Here is a 21,072-nt window from a genome sequence, read left to right on the forward strand (position 1 = left end):
GTCTCAGTCCTTCTTCACGAGGTAGACGTTCTTGATCTTCCCAGTGGCCTCCGCGAAGGGGCCAGTGCCGTGCGGGTGGACCTCGACGCGGATGTCGGCGGTCGTCGGATCCTCCTCGAGGGACTGGGCGAAGTCCCTCGACACCGACGCGAGGTGCTCGACGACACCGGCGGAGATCCGGGCGGCGAGTGCGTCGGTGTCGACCGCCTCGTGACCGGTGAGCGGTGCGTCCTCCCGCAGGTGGACGTGGATGGTCGGACGGTTCTCGAGTGCGCCGATGTCGGTGAGCTCGATCCGGAACCCGTCGAGCAGATGCGCCCACGGATTGTTCCGGTAGAGCCCGTTCTCGACGTCGAGCGGGTAGATGTTCGCGCCCATGTAACTGATCGTCGAATCCGCGCGGCCGAAGAGGAGGACGAAGGGGAGCCTCATCCGTTGTTCCCGGAAGGCCGCGGAGCAGGCGGCGGCGATCTCCGGGTACTTCCGGGTGAGTGCGACCATCGTCGGGAAGTCGACGAGTTTCGCCTCGTCACCGATGTTGTAGCGCAGGCGGGGGCTCATGACGGAGCGGGAGTTGATGGTGACGACGAGTTCGTGGTCCTCCGTGGTCTCGAGGTAGGTCTCGAGCGGGTTGTACTGGAACACCATCGGGACGCGGGACTCGTGCGCGCCGAGGAGTTCGGCCCGGAATGCGGGGTCCTCCGAGAGCGCCCGGCGGATCGTCACGGAAAGGTCGCTCTCGCCGGCCATCCCGATCGTGAGGTCGGAGGCGCCGTAGCCGGAGTACACCCGGTCGAAGCGCCGCTCGACGTAGTCGCGCAGACCTTCCGTCATCGCCTCACCGCCGACGAAACCGTTCATGCGGTAGCGATCCCAGTACTCGGGTTCGGCATCCATCGCATCGACGATGTGCTTGAGGAACGGCGGATACGCGCTGATGAGGTACGTGAACCGCGGGCCGAAGTGCCGCATGGTGTCGAGGATCTTCGTGAGGTCCGGACCGGTGTTCTTCACCATCGCGATCTTCGACATCGCCTGCCCGGTGTTCGTTCCCGTCGCCCAGGCGCCCATCGAGAACGCGTTGATGCAGAACAGGTCCCGGCTGCCGAAGAGGAGGGTGACGTAACCGGCGACGTTCTTGTGCACCGTGCGCAGTTCGTTCTTCGACCGCATCCAGTTGAACGGTGTGCCCGAGGAGCCCGAGGACTCGTCGACCACCGTGCCCACCGTCTCGATCCGGCCGTGCCAACAGCGGTCGTCCTCCGCGTACATCCTCACGTACTCGTCCTTCGAGGTGGGGGTGTAGTTCGCGAGGTCCCACCACCGGAACTCGAAGTCGTTGCGGGCGAGGTGGTCCTGGTAGGCCGGCACGTCGAGCGAGGCGTTCTGGCAGATCATCCACGCATTCAGCTTCGCGAACCGTTCCATCTCCGGCCGGTAGTGGCGGGCGGTGAACCGCCACACGGCGGGGTGTACGCGGTACGCCGCGTACGCGCCCGTGAGACCGACGTTCGCGAGGCGCAGCACGGCCTGGCGGGCGAGGTTCACCGGGCGCCTGGGCACCCTGAGTCGGGTGAGGGCGGTGCGGAGACCGGGGGCGGAGGAGCCGGAGGTCGCGGAGCCGGACATCGAGGAGCCACGGGCGGAGGACGGGGACACGGCGGGTCCTGAAGCGTTCATGGTCCGAACCTATGCGCCCGCACCCTCTGAGGACAGCAGGGAGCTGTATCGATTCTGCGTCGGGCGGACGGGGCACGGGAGGAGTTCGGTGCTGTGTGAGAGCCGGATGAGAAGACCTTCATCTCGCGCGCACTGCACGTGCACTACCGTCGATGCAATTCGTGCATACGCCCCCGTCGTCGTCGCCGGGGGCTGACCAGATCGGCTCTCTCATGTCTCCTCGGGTTCCACGGTCGTGTCGCAGGATCCTGCGACCCGTGCGTCGCCTCTGCCTCCGCATCCCGTTACTCGCACGGCTCCTGTGGCCGGACTCGGTGGTCGGGGCCGCCGTGCACGCGGCTCCGGTCGAGGTCACGAGGCGGATGCTGCCGAGCGGGTCCGGCAGTCTGGAGGTCGTACGGGTCACGACGGTGCTGCGCGACGGGTCCCGTCGCGACCACGTCGAGAAGGTCCTGGCGCCGACGAGCGCCGAACACGATTTCTGGACCACGGGGCTGGGAAAGGACCTCGTTCGGGAGGGCGAACGGTTCACCGTCGTCGCGCCGACCCGGATCCGGGACAGTACGGCAGGGCGGACCCTCGAGTTCTCCTTCGTTTCCGAGTGCGTCGAGGAGCTCGGCCGACGCGAGGCCGTCTTCGACGCACGGCTGCTCGACACCGTGCGGGCCGTCGCGGAATTCAACGGTCGCAACCGGGTCGACGCACGGCTGCCCCAGGCCTGGCCCCCGCGGCGCGCCCCGTCCGTCGAGGACCTCGCCAGGACCTTCCGCGTGCCCGGTGGCGCAGCGTTGGCACTACGACGACGGTGGGACCGCGGGTTCGCCGCATGGACACGCACGCGGGACGCACTTCTGGACGCGCCGATGACGGTGGCCCACAACGATCTCCACTTCCACAACGTCGTCCACCGCGGCGGAAGGACGATCCTCCTCGACCTGGGGATCGCGGACGCCTCTCCGGTCGGTGCCGAACTCCACACGGTTCTCCGGCACATGCGCGTCGCCGGTGCCGACGAGGCGACCATCGACGGGATGTTCCGCGAGTACCTCGCCGTGATCCGGGACTTCGTCCCCGAGGCCGACGAGGTCCGTGTGCGTGCCGCGGCCGAGGTGCGGTACTTCGCGCGGTTCACCGACACGGGCCTGGCGAGCGGTCGGAGCCGCTTCTCCTTCGAGAGTGCGATGGCGGGCATCGCACGTGCCGCGGATCTGGTGGGAGAGCCCCGCGCGGGGGAGGAGTGAGGAGCTCTCAGCAGGGGGAGCCCTCAGCGGAAGACGACCGTGCGGTGCCCGTCGAGGAGGACCCGGCCCTGGGTGTGCCACTTGACGGCGCGGGCGAGGACGGACGCCTCGATCTCCTGGCCCATGTGGACGAAGTCGCGCGCGGAGTCCGCATGGGTGACGCGTTCGACGTCCTGTTCGATGATCGGGCCCTCGTCGAGGTCGCTCGTCACGTAGTGTGCGGTCGCGCCGATGATCTTCACCCCGCGGTCGTGCGCCTGGTGGTAGGGCTTCGCACCCTTGAAGCTCGGGAGGAAGGAGTGGTGGATGTTGATGACGCGGCCGCGCATGACCTCGCAGAGCTCCGGGGAGAGGATCTGCATGTACCGGGCGAGGACGACGAGTTCGACGTGGAGGTCACGGACGAGGTCGAGGAGGGTCGCCTCGGCGTCGGCCTTCGTCTCCGGGGTGACCGGGATGTGATGGAACGGAACGCCGTAGAACTCCGCCATCGGTGCGAGGTCGTCGTGGTTCCCGACGACGCCAACGACCTCGATCGGAAGCTGTCCGCCCCGCTGCTGGAACAGCAGGGTGTTGAGGCAGTGGCCGGCCTTCGACACGAGGATGAGCACCCGCTGCCTGCGGACGGCCGGATGCAGTTCGATGTCCGCGCCGAGGCGTCGGACAACGGGTGCGAGCGCCTCCCGGATCACCTCTTCCGGAGCCGCGGTGCGGAACTGCAGACGGAGGAAGAAGCGTCGCGAGTCCGGGGAGCCGAACTGCTGGGACTCGGTGATGCTCGCCTCGACGTCGACGAGGGCTCCCGACACTGCGTGGACGATCCCGGCGCCGTCGGGGCAGGACAGCGAGAGGACCCATTCGGGCGAGTCGGAGTGCGCGGGTGCACCGGTCTGGGAGACGGAGGCGGAATCGGTCATCCGCGCATTGTACGACGCACGATTCGCGGGGTGCCGGGCTGCCCGTCACGTGGTCGTCGCGCGCGCCCGGGCCCGCGAGGGGGAACGACCGGGGTCGGACGGTGCCCGCGTTGCTAGACTGACCGACGGTCGTGACTGGCGAGAAGACGTGGGAAACCACGGGGGAGCGACCGCACTCACGAACGAGGCCGATCGCCTGGGCCGCTCATTCGTCGACTCGGATATGGGAGAAGACCTGCACATGACCGAATCCTTCGATCTGATGAACGACTCGTTGAGCGTCATCGATCCAGAGATCGCCGCCGTCCTCGATCAGGAGCTGGGTCGTCAGCGCGACACGCTCGAGATGATCGCCTCGGAGAACTTCGTGCCACGCGCCGTCCTGCAGACGCAGGGCTCTGTGCTCACGAACAAGTACGCCGAGGGCTACCCCGGTCGTCGCTACTACGGCGGATGCGAGTACGTCGACGTCGCCGAGAACCTCGCGATCGACCGCGCCAAGGATCTCTTCGGCGCCGAGTTCGCGAACGTCCAGCCCCACTCCGGCGCTCAGGCCAATGCCGCCGTCATGCACGCCTTCGCGCGTGCCGGTGATGCGATGCTCGGCCTCGACCTCGCCCACGGCGGTCACCTCACCCACGGCATGAAGATCAACTTCTCCGGCCGGCTCTACGACGTCGCGTCCTACGAGGTCGATCCCGCGACGAACGTCATCGACATGGACATGGTCCGCAAGCGCGCCCTCGAGCACAATCCGAAGGTCATCGTCGCCGGCTGGTCCGCGTACCCGCGTCAGCTCGACTTCGAGGCCTTCCGGTCGATCGCCGACGAGGTCGGTGCCGCCCTCTGGGTCGACATGGCACACTTCGCGGGTCTCGTCGCCGCCGGCCTCCACCCGAACCCGGTCCCGGTCGCCGACGTCGTCTCCTCGACCGTCCACAAGACCATCGGCGGACCGCGCTCGGGCTTCATCCTCTCGAAGAACCCGGAGTACGCGAAGAAGATCAACTCCGCGGTCTTCCCCGGTCAGCAGGGCGGCCCGCTCATGCACGTCGTCGCCGCGAAGGCCGTCGCCTTCAAGCTCGCCGGAACCCAGGCGTTCACGGAGCGCCAGGAGCGCACTCTCGAGGGTGCCCGTATCCTCGCCGACCGTCTCATGCAGGACGATGTGACGAAGCACGGCGTCTCCGTCCTCACCGGCGGCACCGACGTCCACCTCGTCCTCGTCGATCTCCGGAACTCCGCCCTCGACGGCAAGCAGGCCGAGGACCTCCTCCACGAGGTCGGCATCACCGTCAACCGCAATGCGGTGCCCTTCGACCCGCGCCCGCCGATGACGACCTCCGGTCTGCGCATCGGTACCCCGGCGCTCGCCTCCCGCGGATTCGGTGCGACCGAGTTCACCGAGGTCGCCGACATCATCGCCGAGTCGCTCAAGCCGCAGCCGGACGTCGAGGCGCTCCAGGCCCGGGTGAAGAAGCTCGCCGACGACTTCCCGCTCTACGACGGGCTGGTGCAGTACTGATGCCGGCGGTCTCTCTCGACGGGAAGGAGACGTCCGCCGCGATCAAGGCGGAGCTCACCGAACGCGTCGCCGCCCTCAAGAACCGGGGCGTGACCCCGGGCATCGCCACCGTGCTCGTCGGGGCCGACCCGGCCTCGCAGCTGTACGTGGGCATGAAGCACAAGCAGTCCGAGGCCATCGGCATGAACTCGATCCAGCGCGAGCTGCCGGCCGACGCCACGCAGCAGCAGGTCGAGGACCTCATCGACGAACTCAACGCGGACCCCGAGTGCCACGGGTACATCGTGCAACTGCCGCTGCCGAAGCACCTCGACACGGATGCGGTCCTCGAGAGGATCGACCCGGCCAAGGACGCCGACGGGCTGCACCCGACGAACCTCGGGCGTCTCGTCCTCAACGTCAACCAGCCGATCGACACCCCGCTGCCGTGCACGCCCCGCGGTGTCATCGAGTTGCTCCTGCGCCACGACTACGACCTCAAGGGGAAGCACGTGGTCGTGGTCGGTCGCGGAGTGACGATCGGTCGGTCGATCGGGCTGCTCCTCACCCGTCGTGAGATCAACGCGACCGTCACCCAGGTGCACACCGGCACCGTCGACATGGGCCAGTACCTGCGTCAGGCGGACGTCATCGTGGCCTCCGCCGGGGTCAAGCACCTCATCCGGCCCGAGGACGTGAAACCCGGCGCCGCCGTGCTCGACGTCGGGGTCACCCGGGAGGTCGACCCGGAGACCGGGAAGAACAAGGTGTACGGCGACATCCACCCGGGTGTGGCCGAGGTCGCGGGATACCTTTCGCCCAATCCCGGCGGTGTGGGCCCGATGACCGTCGCGCTCCTCATGACCAATGTGGTCGAGGCGGCGGAACGGGCCGCCGCTCGGTCCTGACCCTCCGCCTCACGGGTGTCATCGCCCGGCGCACACCGCGGCCCCCGTCGGAGTCCTCTCCACGGGGGCCGCGGTGCGTTCCGCACCCGGCCGCAGGGCGCCTCGGCGGCGGGAAGCCCGGGCCACCCGACGGCGCCGAACCAGCACCGAACCAGTGCCGGATCAGGAGTCCAGGAACTCCAGCAGACGGTCCTCGTAGCGGGTGATTCCCTTGTCGAGGCGGATGTCCGCAGGCATCGTCGTGAAGTACTCGCGCAGCCGGGCCTTCCACTCCGGCACTGTCACGAGATCGGTGAGCCTCTCGAGGTGCGTGCGGACGGTCATGATGACCGCGCCCGAGTGGGGGAGGCGGAAGAAGTGCTGCACCTCGACCCGTCCGTGGAGGCGCTCCATGAGGTCCGGGGCGTCGACCGCGGCCTCTTTCGCGGGCAGCCACCGGTCGGACACCTCCATCGAGATGTCGAGGTCGCGCCCGAGGGAGAACGCGAAGTTCGTCCGCCGGTAGGGCTTCTCCGGGGTGAGGCGCATGAGGAACTGTTCGGCACGGCCGACGACACCCTCCTCCTTGATGCGCGGGACCGGGCCGTGGATGTCCGTGAAACTCATCCCCGCGGTGAATGCGATCGACCATGCCGAGGCGTAGGTGACGAGTCCCGCGTCGAACCACAGCTGCCCCTCGCGCTGGTCGAGGAGCACGATGTCCTCGGGCACCTGCGTACCGATGTAGTGGAGGGCACTGCGCCGGCCCGTCCCGGCGGCCGGCAGTGTCGAGTCGTCACCGAAGGTGCACTCGAGGGTGTCTCCGGTGCGGCCGTTCGTCCACGAGATCTGCGCCCCGTCGCGTGCGTACCGGAACGTGCACGGGTCGACCGCGTTCAGGTGCTCCATCATGAGGACGAGCGTGTCCCACTGGGCGAGGTGCATGTGCGGGGACGCGAACGCCCGGCGGGGATCGGCCGCGAGGACCTGTCGGCGGAGGGCCACCTCGGCGTCCCACAGGGGATTCACGTCGAACAGCGTCCCTCCCCAGGAGCCCGCGGCAGTGTGCTCGGCAACGAGCGCGGGCTCGACGTTCGATCGGTAGACGAAGGGGCCCTCGGGGATCGAGAACGGGAAGCGTGCGAGGGAGCCGGGGTAGGCACCCACCTCGGTCGTCGGTACCGTCACAGGTCCACCTCCAGGGTCGGCCCGGTCGCCCGGGACACACAGCACATGACGTAGCGGCCGGATTCCTTCTCCTCGGGGGAGAGGAACAGGTCCTTGTGATCGGGGGTGCCCGAGAGCACCGACAACATGCATTCTCCGCACACACCCTGCCGACACATGTTCGGCACCGTTCGGCCGGAGGCCTCGAGCACCTCCAACCCCGAGTCGCCGGCGGACACCGGTAGTTCCTCACCGGACCTGCCCAGCCGGAGAACGAAGGGTTCGCCCGGTTCGGTCTGCGCACCGAAGGCCTCGAAGTGGAGGCGACCGTCCGGCCAACCGGCCGCGATCGCGGACTCCCGCACGGCGTCCGTGAAACCGTTCGGTCCGCAGGCGTACAGGTGGGTGCCGAGCGGTTGCGATCGGAGAGCGTCCGCGAACACCGTGTCCCAGTCCGCGCGGGAGCCCACGGCCCGGAGTTCGAGGTGGCGGTGGGCCGAGGCGAGACCCCGGAGTTCGCGGAGATGGGAGGCCTCGCCCGGACGGTGGCGGTAGAGGATCAGGGCAGGGGTGCCGGTGCGCGCCGCGGCCCTCGCATGGGAGACGATCGGAGTGATCCCGATGCCCGCACCGATGAGGAGGTGGCGACGTGCGGAGACGATCGGCGCGAACGCGCTGCGGGGCCGGGACGTGCGGACGCGGTCACCCGAGCGGAGGCCGTGGACGAAGAGGCTGCCGCCGTGCCCCGCGTCGTCGCGGCGGACCGCGATCGTGTACCGGGTGGGGAAGAGGCCCTCGCCCGTGAGTGAGTAGCCGTTCGTCCGGGTGCCCCGTTCTCCCGCGCACTCGACCACGAGGTGGGAACCGGCGGTGAACCCGGGGAGTTCGGCACCGTCCGCCGAGCGGAAGGTGACCTCGCGGACGACCGGAGTGAGATCACGGATCCGGTCGACGACGAGGTCGAGGCCGTCGCGGAGGGCGGGGGACGGTGCAGCGGACGGTGCGGTGATCGTCGTCATCAGGCCGGCGCTCCCGGGACGGAGGAAGCCGCGGTGCCCATGTAGGCGCTGTGCCGACGACTGAAGTGACGGTGCACCCCGAGGCGCTTTCCACACCCGTCGCAGTCACAGGTGCCGTCGATCGGCGCCTCGGTACGCGTGATGTGCGAGCAGTGCACGCAGAACACCCGACGGACGGGGGCCTCGTCGATCACGGCGTCGCACACGAGCACGAGTTCCTCCGGCAGCGCCCCCTGTTCGAGGGCGACCGCGGCGGCGGCGTGGACGTCGGCCTCCGGGCCGGTGATGCGGATGCGGACCCCGACCGAGGCGGAGGCGAGGTCGCGGGAGAATGCCGCGAGCGCCTCGGCGGTGGCGGGGGCATCCGGTGAGAAGACGACCGAGAGCGCCGAGGTGCCCTCACGCATGCGCGTGTCGGCGTCCTCGGCGCTCAGGGTTCGCGGAAGCGTCCAGTGCGTCACGGTTCCAGTGAACGAGAGGTCCGTGACACGCCGGAAGCCTGGGGGTTTCCCCGGTGTAACGGTCGATGACCGACGGGGAACGGAGCCGGGCCGGTGTGCGGGAGGACCCGTCGGACCGGGCTCAGTGGCCGTTCAAGGCGCGGCTGAAGAGTACGCGGTCGCGCCCTGCTCCGGCGTAATCGGGAATGCGCTCGCCCTCGAATCCGAGGGACGAGTGGAAACTGATCGCGCCGGCGTTCTCCGGCTCCGTGGTCGCCTGCACCTCGGAGGCGCCGAAGGACCGCGCGCGATCGAGGAAGGCGGTGTAGAGCTCGCGGCCGATGCCCTGGCCGCGGAAGTCGTCCCGGGCGGCGACGAGATGGATGAAGGCGGGTCCTTCCTTCGGGACGACGCCGAGGAGGTAACCGACGATCTCGTTCTTGTACCGGGCGACGAGACCGCCGGCGGCGAGCTGTCGGAACCAGAAGGGATCGTGGTCCTCGCTGAGGTCGCGTTCTCCCCAGAACTTCTGCTGCTCGCCGACGAGGAAGTCGCGCAGTTCCAGGGAATCGACCTCGTCGAGCGGGCTGATGACGAGGTGGGTTCGGTCGATCGGGGTGATGTCGACGACGGCCATGATTCCTCCTTGAATCCGTGAGGCGTCCGGTGCAGCCGTGGTGGTGACTCCGAAGAAGGAGGACTCCGTCGGGGGGAGACGTCCACCTTCGGAGTTCCCGCCGGGGAGTTCCTGTCGGTCCGGCCGGGCGCCTCGGGGGCCTTGAATGTAGCACCACTCTACGCCGTGTAGTAAGAGCCCCGTGCGGCCTGCGTCACATGCCGCAGTAAACCCGCAGGTCACCGGCGGGACGGGCCCTGCGTGGGGTGTGGGACGGGTTCGCCCGGGCCGCGGCGACGTGGAAAACTGGGCGCATGATCAGGATCGCAACAGTGAATGTCAACGGAATCCGGGCCGCCTGGCGCAAGGGCATGGAGCCGTGGATCCAGGGGGTCGACGCGGATCTCATCACGATGCAGGAGGTCCGGGCGGCGAACGACATCGCACTGGGGATCCTCGATGCCGTGGACGGGTACACCGCAGCCTCCGCGGACTCGACCGAGGCGAAGGGCCGGGCGGGCGTCGCCGTCATCTCCCGCGGTACTGCGCCCGTCGAGGTCCGGGTCGGCAACGGTGACGAGTACTTCGATGCCGCCGGACGCTGGATCGAGGCGGACTACCGCCTGTCCGACGGCAAGCTCCTCACCGTCGTGTCCGCCTACGTGCACTCGGGGGAGGTCGACACCCCGAAGCAGGTGGACAAGTACCGATTCCTCGAGCAGATGCTCGTGCGGATGCCGCAGATCCGGGAACATGCGGACCACGCCCTCGTCACCGGTGACCTCAACGTGTGCCACACGGAGAAGGACCTGAAGAACTGGAAGGCGAACCGGAAGAAGGCCGGCTTCCTCCTCGAGGAGCGTGCGTACTTCGACAGGTTCTTCGGTGAGCTCGGATGGGTCGACGTCCACCGTGCGCTCTCCGGTGACATCGACGGTCCGTACACCTGGTGGTCGATGCGCGGCAAGGCCTTCGACACCGACGCCGGCTGGCGCATCGACTACCAGATGGCCACCCCGGAACTCGCCGAGCTCGCCCGCGTCGCCCGGGTCGACCGCGCTCCCGACTACGCCTCGCGCTGGTCCGATCACGCCCCGCTCGTCATCGACTACGACCTGCCCGCGCTCGTCTGACGCCGCTGGGCCGACTGTGGCCGGCCGTGTCCGACCGTGGCCGGCTGCCGATAGCAGCACTGTGCCCCGGATACCGGATTCCAAAACCTGGTATCCGGGGCAAAGTGCTGTCCGGGGGCGTTGTCTCGGGCCGGAGCCCTCGGCCGGTTCGAGCGGGGTCAGCTCGGGCGGTGCGGGAGGTAGATCTCCTCGAACATCCGTGCGGAGAACTCGTCGAGTTCGATCGGTTCGGACTCGTATGCGTCCTTGAACTCCATGTAGTCGTCGATCTGCGGAAGCCCGAGCTCCTCCGCGATCCCGATCCACTTGTCGTAGTTCGCATTGAAGGTCTCGAGGGCGAGAGCGCCGTCGAGCGCGGTCGAGTCCACGGTCTTCTGTTCGAGGGACGACACGGCGCCCTCGAACGCCGCTTCGGCATCGGGCTCCATGCGGGAGACCGAGCCGCCGTACTCCTCGACCTTCTTCATGGCCTCGACGTTCCACTGGAGCATCGCCTCGAGCGTCGTGCCGTTGGACACGGAGAATGCGTCGAAGATCAGCTGACGTGCCGGGAGCGGGAGGTTCTGGTACCCGGGTCCCGCGACGATCGCCGTCGGGTTCCGCACCCATGCGCCCTCGCTCGGGAACGTCACGTGCGAGGCGACCTCGAGGAAGCCGTACTCGGAACCGATGCGCAGACCGCCGAAGGTGCAGTCGACGGTATTGCGCTGGAGCGCCTCGAAGGCCTCGCCGAACTGCATCGAGACGCCGCTCGATCCGAGTGCCTCGTTGATCGTGAGGTCGGCGGCGGAACCGACGCGGACCTGCTTGCCGGCGAAGTCCGGAAGAGCAGTCACCGGTTCGGTGCACATGAGCGCATTCGAGAACTCGAAGAACGTCGGGCGGAGGACCTCGACCCCCATCTCTGTGTAGTTGTCGATGATCTCCGGCGTGTTCCAGCTCGTCTCGAGCATTGCTGCGGTCGTGGCGATCTCCGTGAAGTAGGGGCTCGCCGGCTTCGAGGGGGTGAGGTTGATGAGGTCGTTGATCGCCTGGTACTTCGCCGGGGTGTAGATCGGGATCTCGGTCCCGATGTCAATGCGCCCGTCCGCCGCGGCCTCCGTGACCTCGTCGAACGGTGCGATCGCCTGCCCCCAGACGGGCTCGAGGGTGATCTTCCCGCCGGACCACTCGTGCACGAGTTCGGTGAAGGCGGTCTCGCCCTCCCCGGTGAAGCCCTGTGCCGAGGCGGACCCCGGCTGGTAGGTGAGCGTCACCGGGTCCATGTCGGCGAGGGCCGCCTGATACTCCTCGGGAGTCGCGCCGTAGTCGACGCCTGCAGCCTCATCGCCTCCACCGGTACTGCCGCCGGCGGACCCGGCGCATCCGGCCAACCCGAGTGCGAGGGCGAACGCCGAGGCGCCGAGTGCGAGGGCACGCGGGCGCCGGTCCCCGGCGGGGCCGGTGGCGGATCCCGTTCCGGGGTCCGTGGAGAAGATCGTGGTGCGGTCGGTCATCGTCACTCCGTTGTGGTGATGGTGCGATCCGGGTGATCGCGCTTTCAAAACTGATCGTACGTTCAGTAAGCCTCTCGATGAAGTCCATGTCCGGCAGCCGGGCCGGCCGTCTCCTCCGATCCACTCCGCGCGACGGGGGGCGTCATCGCTCCCGGGTCGACGAAATGCAATCTTCACGGGCCGCTGCGGACTGGTTGTTCGGGGAGGGCCGAGCCCGAGGCGCCGTCCGCCCGCGGCGCGGTGCCAGGGCCGAGGCACCTCGGCGGTCCGCCGTGACAGCACAGTGCCCCGGACATCGGGAAGCGATTCCCGATGTCCGGGGCACAGAACTGGTGTCGCCGCTGTCGCGGGCAGGTGGGGCCGGCGACCGCCGGGCTCAGTACCCGCGGGAGGCGCGGCGGACGTTCACCCGGGCGGTCTCGTCGCGGATGGTGAAGAGCGAGATCACGGTGCCGATGTAGAAGAAACCGAGCGTGAGCAGGAAGAAGATGCCCTTCCAGATCTTGCCGATGTAGAAGTACTGCAGCCCGGCGACGAAGAAGAAGCCGAGGATCGTGAGGACGAGCGCGAGCCCGGGATCCTTCGCAGGGACGACGGCGTACGGGTTCGGGGTCATGGCGTTTCTCCTGATCGAGGTCGGTATCCACAGTAACGCGGACCCGGCTCACCCGATTCCCCCGAGGGGGTGGGGCTACCCGTACGATCCGGCGGGGGAGATCAGGTGATCGCGATGGGATCCACCGGTGCACCGCTCGCCTCGGGGATCTTGAGCGGAGCGGCGACGTAGAAGAAGGACGACCGGCCGGTCTCCGCCAGGTGGGCCGCGAGATCCTCGAGAAGTGCGATCTCCGTGAACGCGACCCCGAGGTTACGCATGAGCGCACTGTGGAGGACGAGCGCGGTGCCGTGCTCGGGATGGATCGTCGGTTCGTTCCCGATCGTGTCGGACACGAGGTTCGGGATCTCCATCCGGTGGAACCAGTCGACGAGGGCGGGGGAGTACCGCAGGCCCGGTTCGTCGTACCGGGTCCAGAACTCCGCGCCCTCGTCGTAGAAGCGCTGGAGGTAGTTCGTGCGGAACACGAGGATGTCGTGCGGGCGGATCGCGGTGCCCTGCGCCTCGGCGCACGCGAGGACGTCCTCGAGGTCGAAACTGTGCCCGTGATCGACGGACTCGACGCCGAGGAACCGCGCGAAGTCGAGGAGGACGGCGCGGCCGACGGCACCGTGCTCGGCCATTGGGAGGACACTCGCGCGTGACCGAGCGGGCGCTGCAGGGTGAAGACGTGTCCGTCACGGATCTCCGCGGCCCCGCGCAGCACCTCCTGGGGAGTGAGGAAGTTGAGGGCACCGAGCTCGTCCTCGGCACCCCAACGGTGCCAGTTCTTCGGTGCCTCCGCGAGGAGTTCGGTGAGCGGGGTGGCAGTACGCGGGGTCGTTTCCGTCATGAGAATGCTCCGTTCCGGGTCGCGTAGTTACAGCCGGTGAGAGGTGCGGCGGGCAAGACATGTGGGGCAGGTGCGACGCCGTTGTCGTCACCCGCCCCACATGTGTGGTGCTCTCATCTCCGCCGGACCGGAGTGCCCGACGGATCTTTGGATTAAAACCACCCGATCACGCGTTCGGGCATGTGATCAAGCGCTCGGTTTCCCGTGGAACCGGGCTCATGGAGCCGGTGGTCGGGGCATTAGTGAGGAGGGACCGGCTGCCTCACTCCTCGATTCCGAGCGCATCCCGTTCCGACTCGAGGACGCCCTGTCTCCAGTCGAGGCGGAACGTGATCTCGTCACGGAAGATGCGGGTGATCGCCGGGCGGAGGTCGGAGACGAGAGTGAGCTCGAACGCGGTGATGAGCAGGAGTCCGGGAGTGTCTGCGAGATCCTCGGCATCGGCCGAGTCGTCGAGGAACGGCCGGACGAGGCTCTCCGCAGCGTCGAGCAGGGACCGGAACGGGAGGGCGGCCACCGCATCGAAGTCCTCGTCGGAGATGAGGCGCTCGCCGTCGTCGTCCATCGACTGCAGGTCGTACATCTCGAGGTACTCCTCGAGGATGGTCCGCCACCGCGAGAGCCGTGTCTGCTCCGGGGTGAGGTCCTCGACGGTGGTGGGTTGCTCCGCGCCGGGAGCGGCTTCCCGGGCCGCCACCTCGCGGGTGAGTTTCCCGTAGCGGTAGAGGAACACCTTCGGCTCCTCGAGTGGAGCCGGGAGGTTGAAGTCGGGCGCCGCGCGGTAGCGCTCGACGAGTGCGAACCGGGTGAAGAACTCCGCGGCGAACGGATCCTCCTCGGGTGCATACGGATATGTGCCCTGCTCGAAGTACTCGAGGAGCCGGCCCGTCGGGATCTCGGCGATGAGGGCCGCGAGGTCGCGGTACGGCTGGGTCTCTGTCACGGGCACTCCTCGGTCGGGCCGTAGTCTTCTCGGTGCTCCACCCTCTCACGCGAAAGGCACTGTCATGGCACTGGCGAGCGAGCCGGTCGGGATCGAACCGGGCATCTACGAGCACTTCAAGGGCAATCGCTACGAGGTGTACGGCGTCGGTCTCCACAGCGAGACCGAGGAACCGTTCGTCTACTACCGCGCCCTCTACGGCGACTACGGATTCTGGATCCGCCCCCTCGCGATGTTCACGGAGCACGTCGAACGCGAGGACTACACGGGGCCGCGGTTCCGGCGGGTGGCCTGAACGGACGGCGACCGCACGCGCGGGAGGCGGACGATGACCGCACACACGAGGGCCGGGCGGGGGATGCGCGTGCTTCCCCCGCCCAGCCCGTCGGAACTCCGGTACGGAGCGCTGTGGTGTACGGCGTGGTGCACTCCGAGCCGGGGATCAGCCTGCCGTCACGGCCTTCCGGTCGTCCGCGTCACCTGCGGTGATCGGGATCCGGTGCGGCTGCTCCTGTGCGTAGACCCCGGCGACCGTCACGGTGAGGACGCCTGCCTCGTACCGTGCGGTGACGTTCTCCGGCGAGACCTCCGTCGGAATCGTCACGGTGCGGCTGAACGAGCCGTACCGGACCTCCCGGATGCCGTCCTCGTCGGACTCGGTGCGGCGCTCGCCGGAGATCGTGAGAGTGCGACCGGACAGGTCGATGTTCACGTCCTTCTCCGGGTCGAGGCCCGGCAGATCGACGCGGACGTGGAGATCCTCGTCGTGCCGCGAGACGTCGAGCGCGGGAACGAATCCGCTCCGACGATCACGGGTGTCGAGGAACGGTGAACGCATCGATCCGAAGACCTCGTCGATGAGCGAGAAGGGGTCGATGCGGGTGAGAGTGCCGGCCATGTCATACCTCCTTTGTGTAGGGCGCCGGTGCCGGGATCGGCGACCGTTCCTGGTGGACCGCTGCGCCTGCGAACCTTTCGCCCGGCACAACGTGGCCCACGGGTGCGGTATTCCGCGCCGAACCTCAAAGTTGAGTGAATGGCACTCAACTTCGATGAGTGTCCGCTGAAAACGCTCCGGACGTCACGGAAACATCCGCCGCCTAGCATGGTGCGCATGAGTGAACGCGCGTGGGTGAATGAAGCGATCCGGCTGCTGGAGGCCGATGCCAACCGGAGTGCGGACACGCACCTCCACGTGTTCCCGCTGCCGGCCGAATGGGGGATCGACCTCTACCTCAAGGACGAGTCCGTGCATCCGACCGGATCGCTCAAGCACCGCCTCGCCCGGTCCCTCATCCTCTACGGGCTCGTGAACGGGAAGATCGGATCCGACACCGTCCTCGTCGAGGCCTCGAGCGGGTCCACCGCGGTGAGCGAGGCGTACTTCGCCCGCATGATCGGCGTCGAGTTCGTCACCGTCGTCCCGCGGTCGACGAGCCGCGAGAAGATCGAGCTCATCGAGTTCTACGGCGGGAAGTGCCACTTCGTCGACCGGCCCCTCGACATGTATCCGGAGGCCGAACGGATCGCCGCGGAGTGCAACGGGCACTATCTCGACCAGTTCACCCAGGCGGAGCGGGCGACCGACTGGCGGGGGAACAACAACATCGCCGAGAGCGTGTTCGCCCAGATGCGCCTCGAGCGGTACCCCGAACCCGCGTGGATCGTCGTGAGTGCGGGCACCGGCGGGACCTCGGCGACCTTCGGGCGCTACGTGCGCTACCACCGTCACGACACCCGGATCGCCGTTGCGGACCCGGAGAACTCCGCCTTCTACGGCGGTTGGAAGTCCGGCGACCCCGAACACGCGACCGGTCTGCCCGGGCGCATCGAGGGCATCGGCCGGCCCCGCATGGAACCGTCGTTCGTTCCCACCGTCGTCGACGAGATGTTCCGGATCCCCGACGCCGAGTCCATCGCGACCGTCCGCCTCCTGCGGGAGATCTCGCAGCACTGGGCGGGCGGCTCCACCGGGACGAACCTCGCCGGGGCCTTCCGCATCATCGCCGGAATGCGCGAACGCGGCGAGACCGGGTCTGTGGTGACACTCATCTGCGACGGCGGCGTCCGCTACGCCCACACGTACTTCGACGACGAGTGGGTCGCCGCTCAGGGAAGCGATCTCACCCCGTACCGGGAACGGACCGAACACTTCCTCGCGACCGGGCAGTGGCGGGAGATCTGAGCCACGGCCCCAACGCCTCGACGCATCGGGACCTCAGCGTCCGGGATCCGCGGCTGCGTCCGCCGAGGCGCCCCGTTCGTCCGCGGCACCGTCGCCTCCCGCGGACGGCGGACCGAACCCCTCGGCGAATCCGGACGTGTACCCGACGAGGAGGACCCGACCGGAGGAGACGGCGGCGGTGAAGTCCGACCAGGCGGGCGCCTCGGCGCCTCCGTAGAGGCGGGCGAGATCCCCGGTGAGGTGGGCGGCGGCCTCCGGGCCGAGCGGCTCCGGCCGCACGAGGCCCAGCAGCGAGGCGCCGATTCCGAACAGGCGGTATCCGTACTCCCCGGCGAGGTGCCGCACGAGCGCGTGGTTCTCGAAGACGTCGAGGTCGTCCGAGAAGTACCCGTTCGGCAGGCCCGCGAGGAGGTCCGCGGAGTGCCCGGACGGGTCGTCGTCCGGATCGCCGACGTGTTCGAGGGGGAGCGCCTGCACCATGAGAACGGCATCGAGTGCGTCGTCCGGGTCCGTGTTGAGGCGGGCGAGCACCTCGATGTCCGCGTCCTCGGCGGGGAGCCGCCCGATGAGCGACGGTGCTTCGACACGGAACGCAGGATCCGTGAACCGGGACACGATGTGCGCGAGCTGCGCCCGGTCGAACGCGTGCAGCGATTCCGGAGTGTCCTCGACCTCCACGTCGTCGAGCCGGAGCGCCTCGTCCTCGGCCGCGTGCATCGAGGTGTACACGCACTGGTCGAGCGCATCGAGCGTCACGAGGAACCGGTGGTGCACGGTGTTCTCGGCATCGTCACCGGCCGCGCGGTCGAGGAACGCGAGCACGTCCTCGAGCGAATCCGGGTTCTCGATGCGCCACCTGCTGAACGAGTCGATCGTGTCGAGCTCGTCCTCGCCGAACGGGTCCACCTCCGTGATATCCATGTGTCCATCCTCGCGCACTCGGTGCCGGTGAGCACCCGGCGCGGCAGTATTCTTCAGTCCATGACCGCTCTTTCCACCCCGTCGTCCGTTCCGTCCCCGGCCACCTCGGAGGCGCCGGCAGAGGCGCCGCCGGTCCCCGTCCGGATCCTCGTGGTCCAGCACGAGGACGGCACCGACATCCGCCGGTTCGGCACGTGGCTCGAGGACGCGGGAGCGGTCCTGCGCATCGTCCGGCCGGACCGCGGGGAGGAGATCCCCGACAGCAGCACATACGATGCGCTCGTCGTGCTCGGTGGACAGGCGAACGCCCTCGAGGACGAGGCGAACCCCTGGTTCCCCGAGGTCCGCGGGCTTCTCGCCCGATCGGCCGACGGTGAGTTCCCGAGTTTCAACATCTGCCTCGGGGCCCAGATGCTCGCGGCCGCCGCCGGGGGAGAGGTGAGCCGGATCGAGGCGCCGCAGGTCGGTGCCTTCGACGTCGCCGCGCGCACGGAGGCCACCACGGATCCGGTGTTCTCCGCACTGCCGGACGGGGACCCGGTCCCCACCGTGCTCTTCCACCAGGACCACTTCACCTTGCCGGCAGGCGCGCGGCACCTCATGGACGGTTCGGCGGCCCCGCACCAGGCCTTCCGCATCGGCGAGGCATGGGGGACCCAGTTCCATCCCGAATCCGATCCGGCCCTCGTCGCGCACTGGAGCGCGCTCACCCCGGATCTCGAGGACTGGGCCGATGTCACCGCGGATGCCGTCGAGGGGCAGACCGCAGCAGTGCAGCAGGGGATGGAGGACGCGTTCCGACCCGTCGCCGAGGCGTTCGTCGCCCATGTGCGGGAGCGCCTGTCGGCATGATGCCCCGCCCGTGAACGCCCGAGGCGCCCCACCGTCGAGAACGGTGGGGCGCCTCGGGCGTTCGTCCTCCGGCCCTGGGCCCGGCGGGGCCGGGCGTTCGGCAGCAGCCGGACCCTCAGCAGCAGCGGGAGGTGGGCTCCCGGTCCTGTCGGTCGGTGACGTCCCGCCAGTACTCGCGTTCGGTCATCGCGTCGGCGCGGGTGCCGTGCCGGCGTTCGTACGCGGCGAGGTAGTGGTGGTACCCGTTCTCGCCGACGAGTTCCTTCACGTACCAGTGGACACCCCGCACGGCGCGGGCGAGGGTTCCGAGCGCGCGAGTGGCGAGGGGCGCCTCGGCGGTCCTGCCGTGTGCAGTGGCTTCCGTGCTCATGCGTGTGCTCCGTGCTTCGTCCGGTCGATCCCGTGTTCGGCGTCGTGGGCGTTCCGCTGCTCCTGGACCTCGCGCTCGGCCTTCGTCATGAGGAGTCCGGCCGGGGCGAAGGTCCTCGTCGGCACGAAGGGCTCCTCCGTCGTCGGCAGTGTCTTGCCGATGGAGCGCATCGACACCCAGATCGCCATGAAGGCGACCAGGAGGACGACCGCCGCGAAGACGATCGAGAGCGAACCCTGGATGAAGGTGTTGCGGACGACCGCATTCATCGCGCCGACCCCCTCCGTCGTACCGAATGAGGCCTGTGCGCGGGGTACAGAACCCCGGGACGGCGGACACGGTTCATGTCGCGTCCCAGAGTACGTGGGAAGGCGGTCGTGTGACGTACGACTCGGAGCATTGTTCCATTCGGAATCCGAAGGAAATCCCTGCCGTCCATATAGTGGAACGCCATGTGGACCACGCGTCGGCGTCGCGGGATTTGCCGGGCGCGCCCGCCGCGGTGGCAGAATATGCGCATGACTGCTGCCGCCTCCGTCGAAACCACTGCCGCCCTCGCCGCCGAAACGGCCGGACACGACGCCGCCGCGGAGTCGGGGCAGCTGCTTCCCCGCTCCGTCTCCGGGATCCAGGCGACCTCGGACTCGCTCCACCTCGGCAACTACATCGGCGCACTGCAGCAGTTCGTCGAGCACCAGGAACACCACGACGCCTTCTACTTCATCGCGAACATGCACGCGATCACCGTCGAGCAGGACCCGGCGGAACTCCGTGAGCGGACTCTGCGCACCGCTGCGCAGTTCATTGCGGCGGGGATCGATCCGGAGCGCTCGACGATCTTCGTCCAGTCGCACGTCGACGCCCACCCCAAGCTCTCGTGGATCCTCGAGTGCACGACCGGTCTGGGCGAGGCCCAGCGGATGACCCAGTTCAAGGACAAGTCGGCGAAGAAGGAGAACGTCTCCCTCGGCCTCCTCACCTACCCCGCGCTCATGGCGGCGGACATCCTCCTCTATCAGGCGGATGTCGTCCCGGTCGGGGAGGACCAGCGGCAGCACCTCGAACTCACCCGCAATCTCGCCGAACGCTTCAACCATCGGTACGGTGCGACCTTCACGGTGCCGGAGGCCGGGATCCTCAAGGAGACCGCGAAGATCTACGACCTCCAGGACCCGACCTCGAAGATGTCGAAGTCCGCAGCGAACCCGGCCGGTCTCATCAACATCCTCGACGAACCGAAGGCCCTCACGAAGAAGTTCAAGAGTGCCGTCACGGACAACGACACCGTCATCGCCTTCGACCCCGAGGCGAAGCCGGGAGTCTCCAATCTCCTCACCATCTACTCGGCGCTCACCGGGGACTCCGTGGACTCGATCGTCGCGGAGTACGAGGGGAAGATGTACGGCCACCTCAAGGTGGGCCTCGCGGAGATCGCGGTCGAGAAGCTCGCCCCGGTGCGCGAACGCACGCTCGAACTGCTCGACGACCGCGCGGAACTCGAACGCATCCTCCTCGCCGGTGCGGACAAGGCGCAGGCGATCGCCGACGAGACTGTGCGGGTCGCGTACGAACGCGTGGGATTCCTCCACCGCTGAGGCGCCGGTGACCGCGTCCTTCGCCCCGCAGTGGGGACCGCCGCCGGGGGCACCGACGGCACCCGAACCCGATGAGAACGGCATGGTGTCCATCGGGGTGACGCTCGAGCTGCCGGAACCCTTCGCGGGGCAGTTGCGGCGCGTGCGCCTCGGTTTCGGCGACGAGGCGGCACGGACGGTGCCGGCGCACATCACCGTGATCCCGCCGATGGAGATCCCCGTGCACTCGTGGCCGGTGGTCCGGGAGGAGATCCGGCGCGTTGCGAACGAGACCTCACCGTTCGTCATCCGTCTGCGGGGGACGGGGACGTTCCTGCCGACCTCCCCGGTCGTCTTCATCGCGGTCGCGCGCGGGATCGTCGAGTGCGAACAGCTTTCCGCCCGGCTGCGGACAGGTGTCCTCAACCAGCCGCTCAGCTTCCCCTACCACCCGCACGTGACGATCGCGCAGGGGCTGCCCGAGCCCGTCCTCGACGAGGCGTTCGAGTCCCTCGCGGACTTCGATGCGAGCTTCATGGTCCACGGGTTCGGTGTGTACTTCCACGGCACGAGCGTCGGGGAGGACGGGGTGAGCGGATCCGACGAGGAGTGGGAGCTGTTCGACCGGGTGCCGTTCGGCCCGTGAGATCACGGCCCTCCGGGCTATCGTGGTGAGGGA

23 protein-coding genes and 1 riboswitch are annotated in these 21,072 nt (G+C 68.4%); of the genes, 9 read left to right on the forward strand and 14 right to left on the reverse strand.

Going from position 1 to position 21,072, the window contains the following annotated elements; genetic code table 11:
• Positions 1-3: 3 nt before the first annotated feature.
• Positions 4-1,680, reverse strand: coding sequence for a phenylacetate--CoA ligase family protein (locus ABD172_RS11530; RefSeq protein ID WP_344309776.1), 1,677 nt, complete (start codon positions 1,678-1,680; stop codon positions 4-6).
• A gap of 257 nt (positions 1,681-1,937) precedes the next feature.
• Between ABD172_RS11530 and ABD172_RS11535 the strand changes: the two genes are divergently transcribed.
• The gene (locus tag ABD172_RS11535) at positions 1,938-2,921 is read left to right on the forward strand and encodes an RNA-binding protein (RefSeq protein ID WP_344309778.1); all 984 of its coding nucleotides are present in this window, start codon (positions 1,938-1,940) and stop codon (positions 2,919-2,921) included.
• Positions 2,922-2,944: 23 nt separating this feature from the next.
• Here the strand turns inward: ABD172_RS11535 and purU are convergent, their stop codons facing one another.
• Positions 2,945-3,838 carry a formyltetrahydrofolate deformylase gene (purU, locus tag ABD172_RS11540; protein WP_344309780.1) on the reverse strand — a complete coding sequence of 298 codons (894 nt, stop codon included), beginning with the start codon at positions 3,836-3,838 and terminating at the stop codon, positions 2,945-2,947.
• Positions 3,839-3,959: 121 nt separating this feature from the next.
• Positions 3,960-4,047, forward strand: a riboswitch (ZMP/ZTP riboswitch).
• A gap of 32 nt (positions 4,048-4,079) precedes the next feature.
• Between purU and glyA the strand changes: the two genes are divergently transcribed.
• Positions 4,080-5,363: a serine hydroxymethyltransferase gene (gene glyA, locus ABD172_RS11545; protein ID WP_344309782.1), complete on the forward strand. Its 1,284-nt coding sequence runs from the start codon at positions 4,080-4,082 to the stop codon at positions 5,361-5,363.
• On the forward strand, positions 5,363-6,250 hold the full coding sequence (locus ABD172_RS11550) for a bifunctional methylenetetrahydrofolate dehydrogenase/methenyltetrahydrofolate cyclohydrolase (RefSeq protein ID WP_344309784.1): 888 nt from the start codon (positions 5,363-5,365) through the stop codon (positions 6,248-6,250). Before glyA ends, ABD172_RS11550 begins: the two co-directional genes overlap by 1 nt.
• Before the next feature lie 162 nt (positions 6,251-6,412).
• Here the strand turns inward: ABD172_RS11550 and ABD172_RS11555 are convergent, their stop codons facing one another.
• The 4 genes from ABD172_RS11555 to ABD172_RS11570 form a co-directional block, all read right to left on the reverse strand.
• The gene (locus ABD172_RS11555; protein WP_344309785.1) at positions 6,413-7,417 is read right to left on the reverse strand and encodes a heme-dependent oxidative N-demethylase family protein; all 1,005 of its coding nucleotides are present in this window, start codon (positions 7,415-7,417) and stop codon (positions 6,413-6,415) included.
• Positions 7,414-8,415: a PDR/VanB family oxidoreductase gene (locus tag ABD172_RS11560; RefSeq protein WP_344309786.1), complete on the reverse strand. Its 1,002-nt coding sequence runs from the start codon at positions 8,413-8,415 to the stop codon at positions 7,414-7,416. Before ABD172_RS11560 ends, ABD172_RS11555 begins: the two co-directional genes overlap by 4 nt.
• Positions 8,415-8,876 carry a dimethylamine monooxygenase subunit DmmA family protein gene (locus ABD172_RS11565; RefSeq protein WP_344309788.1) on the reverse strand — a complete coding sequence of 154 codons (462 nt, stop codon included), beginning with the start codon at positions 8,874-8,876 and terminating at the stop codon, positions 8,415-8,417. Before ABD172_RS11565 ends, ABD172_RS11560 begins: the two co-directional genes overlap by 1 nt.
• Positions 8,877-8,997: 121 nt before the next feature.
• Entirely contained in the window at positions 8,998-9,492 is a 495-nt protein-coding gene (locus ABD172_RS11570) for a GNAT family N-acetyltransferase (protein ID WP_344309790.1), read from the reverse strand.
• Between the two features lie 293 nt (positions 9,493-9,785).
• Between ABD172_RS11570 and ABD172_RS11575 the strand changes: the two genes are divergently transcribed.
• Positions 9,786-10,604 (forward strand): exodeoxyribonuclease III, encoded by an 819-nt coding sequence (locus tag ABD172_RS11575; protein WP_344309792.1) that lies wholly within the window; start codon positions 9,786-9,788, stop codon positions 10,602-10,604.
• A gap of 158 nt (positions 10,605-10,762) precedes the next feature.
• Here the strand turns inward: ABD172_RS11575 and ABD172_RS11580 are convergent, their stop codons facing one another.
• From ABD172_RS11580 to ABD172_RS11595, 4 genes are all read right to left on the reverse strand, one after another.
• Positions 10,763-12,100 (reverse strand): type 2 periplasmic-binding domain-containing protein, encoded by a 1,338-nt coding sequence (locus ABD172_RS11580; RefSeq protein ID WP_344309794.1) that lies wholly within the window; start codon positions 12,098-12,100, stop codon positions 10,763-10,765.
• 376 nt (positions 12,101-12,476) lie between these two features.
• Positions 12,477-12,716 carry a TM2 domain-containing protein gene (locus ABD172_RS11585; protein WP_344309796.1) on the reverse strand — a complete coding sequence of 80 codons (240 nt, stop codon included), beginning with the start codon at positions 12,714-12,716 and terminating at the stop codon, positions 12,477-12,479.
• Positions 12,717-12,817: 101 nt separating this feature from the next.
• A complete protein-coding gene (locus ABD172_RS11590; protein WP_344309798.1) occupies positions 12,818-13,339 on the reverse strand; it encodes a cyclase family protein in 522 nt (173 codons plus the stop codon).
• Positions 13,340-13,810: 471 nt separating this feature from the next.
• Positions 13,811-14,491, reverse strand: a complete 681-nt coding sequence (locus ABD172_RS11595; RefSeq protein ID WP_344309800.1) for a hypothetical protein — start codon at positions 14,489-14,491, stop codon at positions 13,811-13,813.
• A gap of 64 nt (positions 14,492-14,555) precedes the next feature.
• Here ABD172_RS11595 and ABD172_RS11600 point away from each other — a divergent pair, with 64 nt between their 5' ends.
• Positions 14,556-14,786, forward strand: a complete 231-nt coding sequence (locus tag ABD172_RS11600; protein WP_344309802.1) for a DUF1653 domain-containing protein — start codon at positions 14,556-14,558, stop codon at positions 14,784-14,786.
• 147 nt (positions 14,787-14,933) lie between these two features.
• Here ABD172_RS11600 and ABD172_RS11605 read toward each other — a convergent pair whose 3' ends face one another.
• Positions 14,934-15,389, reverse strand: a complete 456-nt coding sequence (locus ABD172_RS11605) for an Hsp20/alpha crystallin family protein (RefSeq protein ID WP_344309804.1) — start codon at positions 15,387-15,389, stop codon at positions 14,934-14,936.
• Positions 15,390-15,605: 216 nt separating this feature from the next.
• Between ABD172_RS11605 and ABD172_RS11610 the strand changes: the two genes are divergently transcribed.
• A complete protein-coding gene (locus ABD172_RS11610) occupies positions 15,606-16,676 on the forward strand; it encodes a PLP-dependent cysteine synthase family protein (RefSeq protein WP_344309806.1) in 1,071 nt (356 codons plus the stop codon).
• 33 nt (positions 16,677-16,709) lie between these two features.
• Here the strand turns inward: ABD172_RS11610 and ABD172_RS11615 are convergent, their stop codons facing one another.
• On the reverse strand, positions 16,710-17,597 hold the full coding sequence (locus tag ABD172_RS11615; RefSeq protein ID WP_344309808.1) for a hypothetical protein: 888 nt from the start codon (positions 17,595-17,597) through the stop codon (positions 16,710-16,712).
• Positions 17,598-17,657: 60 nt separating this feature from the next.
• Here ABD172_RS11615 and ABD172_RS11620 point away from each other — a divergent pair, with 60 nt between their 5' ends.
• A complete protein-coding gene (locus tag ABD172_RS11620) occupies positions 17,658-18,449 on the forward strand; it encodes a type 1 glutamine amidotransferase (protein WP_344309810.1) in 792 nt (263 codons plus the stop codon).
• Positions 18,450-18,564: 115 nt separating this feature from the next.
• Here ABD172_RS11620 and ABD172_RS11625 read toward each other — a convergent pair whose 3' ends face one another.
• Complete coding sequence (locus ABD172_RS11625) at positions 18,565-18,819, reverse strand: YbdD/YjiX family protein (RefSeq protein ID WP_344309812.1); 255 nt, start codon at positions 18,817-18,819, stop codon at positions 18,565-18,567.
• On the reverse strand, positions 18,816-19,088 hold the full coding sequence (locus tag ABD172_RS11630) for a hypothetical protein (protein ID WP_344309814.1): 273 nt from the start codon (positions 19,086-19,088) through the stop codon (positions 18,816-18,818). The genes ABD172_RS11625 and ABD172_RS11630 overlap by 4 nt, the downstream gene beginning before the upstream one ends.
• 249 nt (positions 19,089-19,337) lie before the next feature.
• Between ABD172_RS11630 and trpS the strand changes: the two genes are divergently transcribed.
• Positions 19,338-20,414 (forward strand): tryptophan--tRNA ligase, encoded by a 1,077-nt coding sequence (trpS, locus tag ABD172_RS11635; protein ID WP_344309816.1) that lies wholly within the window; start codon positions 19,338-19,340, stop codon positions 20,412-20,414.
• Positions 20,415-20,421: 7 nt separating this feature from the next.
• Positions 20,422-21,039 carry a 2'-5' RNA ligase family protein gene (locus tag ABD172_RS11640; protein WP_344309817.1) on the forward strand — a complete coding sequence of 206 codons (618 nt, stop codon included), beginning with the start codon at positions 20,422-20,424 and terminating at the stop codon, positions 21,037-21,039.
• Positions 21,040-21,072: the final 33 nt, after the last annotated feature.

The organism is Brevibacterium samyangense (assembly GCF_039529845.1).
GTDB classification, from domain to species: Bacteria; Actinomycetota; Actinomycetes; order Actinomycetales; family Brevibacteriaceae; genus Brevibacterium; species Brevibacterium samyangense.